Origin of the sequence: Robertmurraya mesotrionivorans, assembly GCF_050971805.1 — a bacterium.
GTDB lineage: Bacteria > Bacillota > Bacilli > Bacillales > Cytobacillaceae > Robertmurraya_A.
Window position 1 is genome coordinate 68,073 of record NZ_JBPCCH010000019.1, and the last position, 9,976, is coordinate 78,048.

Here is a 9,976-nt window from a genome sequence, read left to right on the forward strand (position 1 = left end):
ATTTTTCACCTTTTTCCAAATTGGTACTATAAGATTTACCCATAATTGGTACTTATAGCTACCATTCTATCATGCTAAATTATTTCAAGGGAAGAAAAATACACATATTGGAAATTGCGATGGAACTATTACAAATCGAAACAGGATGGTGTGAAATGGGTGTCAAGATACAAGCAAGGGAAGTACCCCCTCTCTTATCAAATTGGAATGAAAAGTTTGTTTCTTCATTACTATTTTTAGAAAAACCTAATATAGCAACACTAGGACCTTCTGGAACTAGTAGTGAAGCATCTACCAAGTATTTACTATCGCTTTTAAATGTGGAAGATGGAAAGTATTCGCTTTACTCTTCTTATGAAGAAGCTTACGAAAGTTTGATTTCTGGTGTATCCAATCTCCTTCTTGTAGCAAATGCATACAAGGATATTGACAAGTTTTACATGTCAAAGGATATCCAATTTTTGTTTCCGTATGTATTTGAAACACCTCTATATGGAGTCAAAAAGACCTTTCGAAGAATTGGATAGGAGTAGACCATTAATTGTTGCTACCCATCATGCTCCATCTAGCCTTTTACCTTGGTTTTTAACTCATTTAAACATTGAGTATAAGGTGTTATTGGTTAATTCTACAAGCGAGGCTGCAGTAAAATTGCAGAAAGGGGAGGTCGATCTTTGTTTAACAACAGAAAATGCAGCTCAAAAATATAATGTGAGTTTTATTTCTCCTACTCGTACTATTCTAATGTTATGGTCTGTTTTCGGGAAAAAATCAACATTGCTTTCATTTAAAAAAAATAAGTTGGAGGAATTATCATGGAACTAAAATGTGTAATGGTTATTGAAGCAGATATGCAAACAGGATTAATTGCAAATACTGCTGCAGTGTTGGCTCTTACTTTAGGAAAGAAAGTTGAAGGGATCATTGGGCCAACGGTGAAGGATGGAAGCGGCAATTTACATACTGGTATAACTACTACCCCAATTCCTATTTTGAAGGGAAACTCTTTAATTATTAAAGAGTTAAGAGATAAAGTATATGAAGATGAATTTTTTGATTTACTTGTCGTTGATTTTAGTAATGCTGCACAAACAACTAAAAATTATGACGAATATACGCAAAAAATAGCTGCATATTCAGCAAATGATCTTGAATATTTAGGACTAGCTCTATATGGAGACAAGAAAAAGGTTAATAAACTAACGGGAAGTATGGGACTTCTAAGATAATAGGGGGATTAAAAAGTGAATAATCAGGTGATAGTTTCTTTAGAAGATATGATCGTGATACCAGGTGGTACATTTTCTCGTGGTAGCAAAGAATCTCCGGATGAACAACCAATTAAATTAGTGACATTAAACGCTTTTGCTATTGATAAAACACCAGTGACAAATAAACAATTTCGAGTGTTTGTAGAAGAAGGAGGATATAAAAAACCTGAATTTTGGCTCCAAAAAGGTTGGGCGTATATCCAAGCAAACAATATTCAATTTCCAAACTATTGGTATGATGATCATTTTAATCAAGATGATCATCCTGTTACAGGTGTTAGTTGGTGGGAAGCCAATGCCTTTTCTACTTTTGTAGGAAAAGAGCTACCAACCGAAGCACAATGGGAATATGCATGCAAAGGTACGGATGAACGAAGATATTCTTGGGGAAACGAGGAACCAACCCTAGAGTATGCAAATTATGCAGTTGACTGTGATCCAGAAGAATTGAATTGAAGCTCAACTTCTGTTTATGCATATCCAAAGAATAGATCTTTTTTCGGTTGTTTAGATATGGCCGGAAATTTAGCAGAATGGTGTATAGACAATGCTTCTTTTAATTATGAATGGGATAAAACTGAAATAAATCCAATATACCTAACGTCACAAGAAGATTACCACATTGTTCGAAGTGGATGTGGGTTGCATAATGAAGATTTCATGAGATGTACAGCAAGAGACAATTATCCTGTACCCGTCAGAGATAATTTAATTGGTTTTCGTTGTGTGATAAATAACTTTAAGGAGAGAGCAATGTGAATTCAATACTTAAAACTCCAAATCTAGATCGTAACCCTTTTTACTACGATATTATCAAGAGGGCCCACCGAAATCCTTTGATTTAGTATCTGTTACAGGGTGGGTAGAAAATGAATTAAGTTTTACATATCAAGATTTATTAGAATTGCCACAAGTAGAAGAAAGTAGAAGAATGGTTTGTGTTTGTAATTGGAGTATACGGAGAACATGGGCTGGTGTTTTGTTATCAAACATTATTGAGATGGAGGGAGTATCAGAACCTGATAAATATTATTTAAAGCAAACTAGTATAGGAACGAAGGAAAAGGGAGTTTATGAATCTACTATTCCTTTGGCGGATGCTCTTTCCAGGAGGGCTTTAATCATTCACTCGGTTGATGGAGAAGCATTACCAATAGAACTAGGTTATCCATTGAGATTATATGATTTTGGACTGTATGGATAAAAGAATGTAAAAGCCTTAGCTAATTTACACGTTACTAAGGATTATGAAATTGGGGAGTGGGAACGCAGGGCAGGATACGACATAAATGGTACTGTTCGTCCAAAAAAATACTGGATTGTTGATATGAAAAAATGGGGATTTATAGAGAAGCCGGGTGAAGTCACAGAGTTTTAAACTATCTAATGGAACGGGGGAGCCTTATGGACTTAAAAAGAGATTTAGGATGGAAGGAGGCTACTGCACTTGGTACTGGCGCAATGGTCGGTGCAGGTATTTTTATCCTTAGTGGTGTAGCAGCTGGTAAAGCAGGACCATCTGTGATGCTTGCTTTTGTGATTGCAGCTCTTTTAGAAATATTACTCGGATTATGCTATGCAGAACTAGCATCAAGATATCCTAAAGCCGGTGGAGCTTATGAATATGTAAGTCAAACAATGGGTTCGTTTATCGGGACATTGGTTGGATGGTCATATTGGGGAGCATGGCTTGCGGCAAGTAGTTTTGTGTCACAGGGATTTGGTAACTACCTTCATTCTTTAACAGGTGCTCCCCCCTTGGTAAGTGCGGTAATACTCCTTATTGTTTTGGGACTTTTAAATATGTTAGGTATTAAATTCAGCGGTGCTGTTCAAGTGGGAATTGTAATTGTTGAAATCGTAGTACTAGTTATATTTTTTGCATTAGGTTTTGGCCATGTTGATTATACATTATATATCCCGTTTGTACCTAATGGTTTTGAAGGAATACTTGCTGCTGCATTAGTTGGTTTCTTATCTATGGTCGGATGGGATGTAATCGTAGATGCTGGTGAAGAAATGAGACATCCGAGTAAAACAATTCCTAAGGCTATTTTTTCGTCTATTATTATTGTACTTGTTTTATACTCCGGACTTTTATTTGTTTCAGTTGGAGTCGTTCCTTGGCAGGAACTTGGATTATCAAAAATTCCAGTTGCATTGGCAAGTCAACAATTTTTAGGAGAGTTTGGGCCTACTCTTGTCAGTATCGTAATTGTAATTGCATTACCTGCGACAGCTAACGCCTTTATAATTTCCATTTCGAGAACTGCTTTTGCAATGGGGCGTAAAGGATTATTACCAAAGAAAATCGGATTTATTCATCCTCGTTTTCAAACCCCGGTTTGGGCAATCTTACTTGGGGTAAGTATTCAAATACTTTTTACACTTGTCAGTTCTATTAACATTGCAGTTAATGCAACCGGCTTTTTATATCTTGTAACATTTATTTTTACGATAATCGCATTTTTTATTTCAAGAGGAACGACCTCTCATGAAGATAGAGCAACACAGTTTTTCACTCCTTTTTATCCATTTCTACCAGCTTTAGCTTTGATTATATGTCTTTGTTTGCTTATTCCAATTGGTGGAACCGGCTTTTTTTCAGGTTTAATATGGTTATCAATTGGTTTGGTGATCTATATAGTTCGCATAAAATCAATTAAGGTAACTGATAGGACTAGAGCAAAAGAAAACGAGATAAACGTGTCATTACTAAAGTAATATTTACACTATGAGGTGAAAAAATATGAAGCTTAAAAAACATCTTGGGGGAATCCAACCATATAATCCAGGGATACCGTTAGAAAAAGTTCAAAATATGTATGGACTCAATAATGTAGTAAAGCTAGCTTCCAATGAAAATCCATATGGTTGTTCACAAAACGTTCAAAAAGCTATTATATCAGAACTAAATAAATTATCACTCTACCCAGACAGTCGGGCAGAGGGCTTACGAGAAAAACTTACCGATTTTATTGGAGTAAATGATGATCAGCTGATCTTTGGAAATGGAACAGATGAGTTAATTCGAATGGTAAGTAGAGCATATTTAGGTTCAGGGACTAATACAGTTATGACCGATTTAACTTTTTCCCAATATAAACGAAATGCAATGATAGAAGGTGCGGAAGTCCGAGAGGTGACACATGTAAATGGCCGTCATGATATTAAAGCTATTATCAATGCTGTTGATAAAGATACAACTGTTGTTTGGATTTGTAATCCAAATAATCCTACAGGGGAGTATGTTCGAGAAAGAGATCTTATAACTCTTCTTGATAATCTAAATAAGGATATTCTTGTCGTCTGTGATGAGGCTTATTATGAATATGTTGATGCTGATGATTTTCCGGATGCAGTGTCTCTAATGAACCGTTATCCTAATTTAATGATTACACGAACTTTTTCTAAAGCATATGGTCTTGCATCACTTCGTGTTGGTTATGGTATTTGTCACAGAAATGTGGTTAATAACTTAGAAGTTGTAAGGGAGACATTTAATACTTCTCGATTAGCACAAGTAGCTGCTACAGCAGCACTAGAGGATCAAGCCTTTATTAAAGAATGTAGCAGTAGAAATCGAAAAGAAATGGAACAGTTTTATTCATTCTGTTGGAGATTTGGTCTATCTTATTTTCCAAGCCAAGCTAATTTTATTTGGATAGATTTGAAAAGAGATACAGATGATTTAGCTAATCGATTGTTATCAAAAGGTTTTATTATCCGTCCGGGTAGTCAGTTTGGATACCGAACTACTGTAAGAATTACGGTAGGGAGTTCCAAGCAAAATGATGATTTAATTGCATATCTATCACAATTACTCCAATTATCAGAAATAGTATAAAAATATTAAAAAGAACCGTCCATATTAAATATAATTTAAATAACGAGTTAAGTTTTGTTATTAAAGTGACAAGCACTGAACGAAATTAATCGTGTAATAACACAAGATGGTATTTATTTTATTCATGAATTTGAATGTAACAAAAAAGATAGAAGCAAGGGACTTAGGCTTCCTAATATCAGAATAGAAACTTCTTTAACAGCTTAATTTTTGATCCTGATTTCAATCCGCATCAATTAAATTCTCATTTGTATTAAGCGTGTATCGTAGGAAAAGCTTAGTTTTGAATGTATGATTACGTTCCTATCGGCTGTCATTATCGATGGCCGTTTTTTTGCGTTTCTAAGACTAGTAGAAAAGATGTCTCGTTTTTAAGATTTCATTCGAAATGATTTTAGCCTGTTCAAAAACAATAATATTGTACGTAGCTCAAAAAAAAATCTAAAGACCCTCATATAATTAGGAACCTCTCCGAAATTTTTATAATGATCTTTACTAATCTAAAGCATAATTAATTGGATTTAAAGGAGAGTTTTTTTTTGAAGGAATTTATTGTCTGTTATATCAATGATAATGATATTAAACGAGAAAAAATGATAAAAGAGCAGTTTATCCAAAAGACAGATATTATACAAGAAATATTAGAGAAGATTAGTCAACAAAAGTACTTCCTTTTAAAAGACGGGCATGAAGATCATTTAATAAATAGTTCTATGGTGAGGTATATAAAAGTGTCTGAACGATCTATAGTTTTATAAATAAGTAAATGATCATGTTTAGCCGTAAATGGGAGAGAAAATGAATGTCAGAAGAAAGATATAAATATCGTCAGGAACGTAAGCAAGCTGAAAAAGAGAGAAAGCTTCAGAACAGAAGTAGCATAAAAAAAGGGAAAAATCTGAAAACAGGGTTATTAATTTTAAGTATCATAGGATTCTTAGTGTTTGGAGGAGGAGCAATAGTCTTTTCTTCTATGGTTAAAGATGCTCCTAAATTAGACTCTGCCAAACTAGTAGACCCACTTTCAACGAAATTCTACGATATCAATGGAAACTTTATATATGAATATGGGTTAGAAAAGAGAACGAAAATTACTTATGAGCAAATTCCAAAAGTGTTGGAACAAGCATTTATAGCGACGGAAGATTCCCGATTTTACAAACACCATGGAATCGACATGAAGAGAACGACGAAAGCCATTTGGGTGAACGTAACGGGAGACTTCGGGTCTCAAGGTGGAAGCACCATTACACAGCAAGTGATCAAGAATTCATTCTTGAATCCAGAAAAAACCATAAAGAGAAAAGTACAAGAATGGAATTTGGCATATCAATTAGAACAAAAGTACTCCAAGCAAGACATATTGATGATGTATTTAAATAAAATATACCTTGGTAACCGCTCGTATGGTATAGCAGCTGCAGCCCAAAATTACTTTGGCATTGGGGAAAAAGATTTAAAAAACTTAACTCTTTCTCAGGCAGCGTTATTGGCAGGATTACCTCAGAGTCCGAATAATTATGATCCGACGATTCCAGAGAATGTGGATGCAGCGACCGAGCGTCGCAATATCGTTCTAAGGTCGATGGTAAGAGAAGGCTATATTACAGAACAACAGATGGAAGAGGCAGCAAAAGTCCCTGTGACAGAGGGAGTCATTCCGAGAGATCAACAACCAACTATGCCTTATGAAGCATTTTTGGATGCTACGTTTAAAGAGGTAAAGAAGAAACTAAAGGATATTGATATCAGTAGGGACGGGTTATCCATATACACTACTTTGGATCCTAGAGCTCAGGAATATGCGGAAACCATGTTAAACACAAATGAAATGGTTCAATATCCAAATGATGAGTTTCAAGGTGCTTTTGCCTTCTTAGATACGAAAACAGGTGAAGTAAGGGCACTTGGAAGTGGGAGAAACCATTATAAAGCAAAGCTACTAGGTATTAATTTGGCAATAGATATGCAACGTCAACCCGGCTCCACGTTTAAACCTATATTTGATTACGGTCCTGCCATTGAGCATTTAAAATGGTCCACAGGCCATTTAATCAATGACCAAGCAACATACTATGAAACAGGTCAACCCCTGTTTAACTGGGATAAGCAGTACCATGGGATGGTAACGATTCGCAAAGCACTTCAATACTCCTATAATATCCCTGCGCTTCTAACAATGAGAGAAGTTGGGATAGACAAGGCAAAAAACTTTTCGGAACAACTGGGTATTACTTTCCATGAAGATACGGTATATGAATCTTATTCAATTGGAGCCAATGCAGTGAACCCATTATCGATGGCTGGTGCTTATAGTGCTTTTGGGAACAACGGAGTCTTTAATCAGCCTCATTTTGTGAAAAAAGTCGTTTACCCGAACGGAAAAGAAGTGGATTTTTCAAACGAACCAAAGCAAGTAATGCAAGATTATACGGCTTTTATGGTAACAGATATGCTTCGTACAGTAGTCGATTCTGGTACGGGTACTATGGCAAATATTCCTGAATTAGATATTGCTGGAAAGACGGGTACAACAAATTTTGATGCGGAGACGCGAGCAACACTCAATTACCCTGAAAATGCTACAAATGATAGCTGGTTTGTTGGATATACACCGCAATACACCATGGCTGTCTGGACAGGTTATGTTAAAAATGAACCGAATAAATTCATGGCTGGTGACACCACAAAAATCGCCCATGTAATGTTTAGAGAAATGATGAGAACTTTCAGCACAGACAACAGTCAGTTTTTACAACCTGCAAGTGTATATAATGTGAACAATGAATGGTTCATAACAGGGATTCGATCAGCAGAAACTCCAGCCCAAACCATCATTAATAAAGGACCAGAGAATCCGATTAACAATCAAATTAAAACAGGTAAGGAAACAAAACAAAAAGGGAAAAAACAACAAGGGAAAGGAAATGGAAAAGGGAAAAATAAATAAAAGAAATGGACTCTCAGTAAAAGTTGCTGGGAGTCTTTTACTAGGGATCTACTTAAATTTGAGGGAGAGACCTATTGAAAAGAAAAATTAATAGATTAAGATATTTTTTTCTTAACTTAAGGTGTTATAAATATAGGAAATGAATCGGAGTGATTTCTAATGGAAGAAACTCTAAAATTAATCCTTAATGAACTAAAAGAACTTATAAAAGGACAGCTAGAACTAAAGAAAGACGTTTCGAGTATTAAAGATAATCTTATCAACGGTCTGGGACCATACTTTGAACACATAGAGAAACATATTGATGAAAAGACAGCAGAACTTAAAGACATTAGAAGACCAACAAAGGACCATTGATACTTTAGCAGTTCGTTCTGTGAAGCACGTAAGTGAAATAAAAGAATTTAAACACATATTGAAGAACCAATAAGGAGCGATTTCGCTCTTTTTTTCTTTGTGGAAAAGAAAACCCATAGGCATAGGGTTCAGGAAAGCTTACAGCGTGGTATTAAAAAAACTCTTCCGTGGTGCTAAAATATGTTTGGTTCGCCAACCTACATATCAGCGTACGGAGGAGTTTTATGTCAAAAGACACTAATAGTTTAGCACACACCACTTGGAATTGTAAGTATCACATCGTGTTTGCCCCAAAGTATAGAAGGCACTTTAAGAAGATACTCTTTTATGACCTTTTAAATATATCTTTAATGAATAAGGATAGCTACAGTATAATGAATATTAGAGTTAATAATTGCTAAAATTGGAGGGATTTGGTTGGATAAACGATGGATTCTTGAGGAGAAATTTGAAAGTGAACAATTAAATAGCTTACTGGAATGGCGTTGTGAACCTAAGAAATGGAGGGTTGACACAACGAGTTCTCAATTGGTTTTAAATACCGATCAGGAAACAGATTACTGGCAAAAAACACATTACGGCTTTGAAGCAGACAATGGTCATTTTCTTTATATGAATACAGATAAGAATTTTAGGATGACCACAAAGGTCAAAGCTTTTCCAAGGTCAAAGTATGACCACGCAGGGTTGATGGTTCGCTTTTCAAAGGATGTATGGGTTAAAACTTCTTTAGAATATATAACAAATACTTTGAGTAAAATGGGGGCAGTAGTTACAAATCGAGGGTACTCTGACTGGTCCACACAATATATGGAGTCTAAAGAGATTGACCTATACTTTCGAATATCTAGGATTGCTCAAAATTGTTATGTTGATTTTTCCTGGGATGGGGAAGAATGGATGCAAATACGCATAGCTCACTTGGATATTCCTGGTGATTCAACAATTTCAGCTGGATTATTCGCATGCAGTCCTCAAGGAAAGGACCAATCTGTGCATTTTGATTTTCTTACTATAGAAGAGCTTTCTTCTGACCCAAAAGAAGCTTACCTATAACAAGCATATCATTGATGGAGTTATTATTATACAAAAGGTTGCCTTCCTTAAATAAAATCCAGTTGCCAATTGGTAGCTGTTTGTTTATGGAGCAAAAGGGGCTGGCATAAGAAAGGAAGGTGTTTTGATTAATTTTTTTCAGAACACCTTTTTCTCATTGACCATGTGTATTTTATAAGAATAAAAAGACTTTTCAAGATAGATCTCTTTACAACCACACTATTAGTTTTGCAAAGTGAATAGCTTAATAACTTGATACTTTGCACCTATTATAGATTCTATTTAAACAATATGTGAATCAAAAGTAGAAGAGCTAATCACTTTTCTTTTTAACGATGTTTGGCTAAAGAAAAGAGTCATGTCCTTTTATGCATCTGGGATAATCGTAAAAGCGATTGTTCGAACTGGAGCATCTTTACCATTGTTCTCGCTCGGAGCATGATAGTATTTAGTCATTAATTCGGTTAATTCGTTTTCAAATTGTTTAAACCTCTC

At 35.3% G+C, this 9,976-nt stretch carries 9 protein-coding genes and 3 pseudogenes; 11 read left to right on the top strand and 1 reads right to left on the bottom strand.

The annotated features are described in order from the left end of the window. Positions 1–155: 155 nt before the first annotated feature. The 11 genes and pseudogenes from ACRX5O_RS20545 to ACRX5O_RS20595 all read left to right on the top strand — a co-directional run bounded on the left by ACRX5O_RS20545 (position 156) and on the right by ACRX5O_RS20595 (position 9,481). Positions 156–527 (top strand): hypothetical protein, encoded by a 372-nt coding sequence (locus ACRX5O_RS20545; RefSeq protein WP_433907682.1) that lies wholly within the window; start codon positions 156–158, stop codon positions 525–527. Positions 528–815: 288 nt separating this feature from the next. After that, entirely contained in the window at positions 816–1,229 is a 414-nt protein-coding gene (locus ACRX5O_RS20550) for a DUF2000 domain-containing protein (RefSeq protein ID WP_433907683.1), read from the top strand. A 48-nt stretch (positions 1,230–1,277) separates the two neighbouring features. Further along, positions 1,278–2,030: pseudogene (locus tag ACRX5O_RS20555) on the top strand (formylglycine-generating enzyme family protein). 145 nt (positions 2,031–2,175) lie between these two features. Continuing rightward, complete coding sequence (locus tag ACRX5O_RS20560) at positions 2,176–2,475, top strand: molybdopterin-dependent oxidoreductase (protein ID WP_433907684.1); 300 nt, start codon at positions 2,176–2,178, stop codon at positions 2,473–2,475. A gap of 200 nt (positions 2,476–2,675) precedes the next feature. Then, on the top strand, positions 2,676–3,995 hold the full coding sequence (locus ACRX5O_RS20565) for an APC family permease (RefSeq protein ID WP_433907685.1): 1,320 nt from the start codon (positions 2,676–2,678) through the stop codon (positions 3,993–3,995). A 25-nt stretch (positions 3,996–4,020) separates the two neighbouring features. Then, on the top strand, positions 4,021–5,118 hold the full coding sequence (gene hisC, locus ACRX5O_RS20570) for a histidinol-phosphate transaminase (protein ID WP_433907686.1): 1,098 nt from the start codon (positions 4,021–4,023) through the stop codon (positions 5,116–5,118). Positions 5,119–5,657: 539 nt separating this feature from the next. Then, on the top strand, positions 5,658–5,876 hold the full coding sequence (locus ACRX5O_RS20575; protein WP_433907687.1) for a hypothetical protein: 219 nt from the start codon (positions 5,658–5,660) through the stop codon (positions 5,874–5,876). Between the two features lie 44 nt (positions 5,877–5,920). Next, entirely contained in the window at positions 5,921–8,068 is a 2,148-nt protein-coding gene (locus tag ACRX5O_RS20580) for a transglycosylase domain-containing protein (protein ID WP_433907688.1), read from the top strand. Positions 8,069–8,227: 159 nt separating this feature from the next. Next, positions 8,228–8,425 carry a hypothetical protein gene (locus tag ACRX5O_RS20585; RefSeq protein ID WP_433907689.1) on the top strand — a complete coding sequence of 66 codons (198 nt, stop codon included), beginning with the start codon at positions 8,228–8,230 and terminating at the stop codon, positions 8,423–8,425. A gap of 224 nt (positions 8,426–8,649) precedes the next feature. Beyond that, positions 8,650–8,730, top strand: a pseudogene (locus tag ACRX5O_RS20590) (IS200/IS605 family transposase); the annotation flags it as partial. Between the two features lie 112 nt (positions 8,731–8,842). Continuing rightward, positions 8,843–9,481 (top strand): DUF1349 domain-containing protein, encoded by a 639-nt coding sequence (locus ACRX5O_RS20595; protein ID WP_433907690.1) that lies wholly within the window; start codon positions 8,843–8,845, stop codon positions 9,479–9,481. A gap of 366 nt (positions 9,482–9,847) precedes the next feature. Here the strand turns inward: ACRX5O_RS20595 and ACRX5O_RS20600 are convergent. Then, positions 9,848–9,976: pseudogene (locus ACRX5O_RS20600) on the bottom strand (transcriptional regulator); the annotation flags it as partial.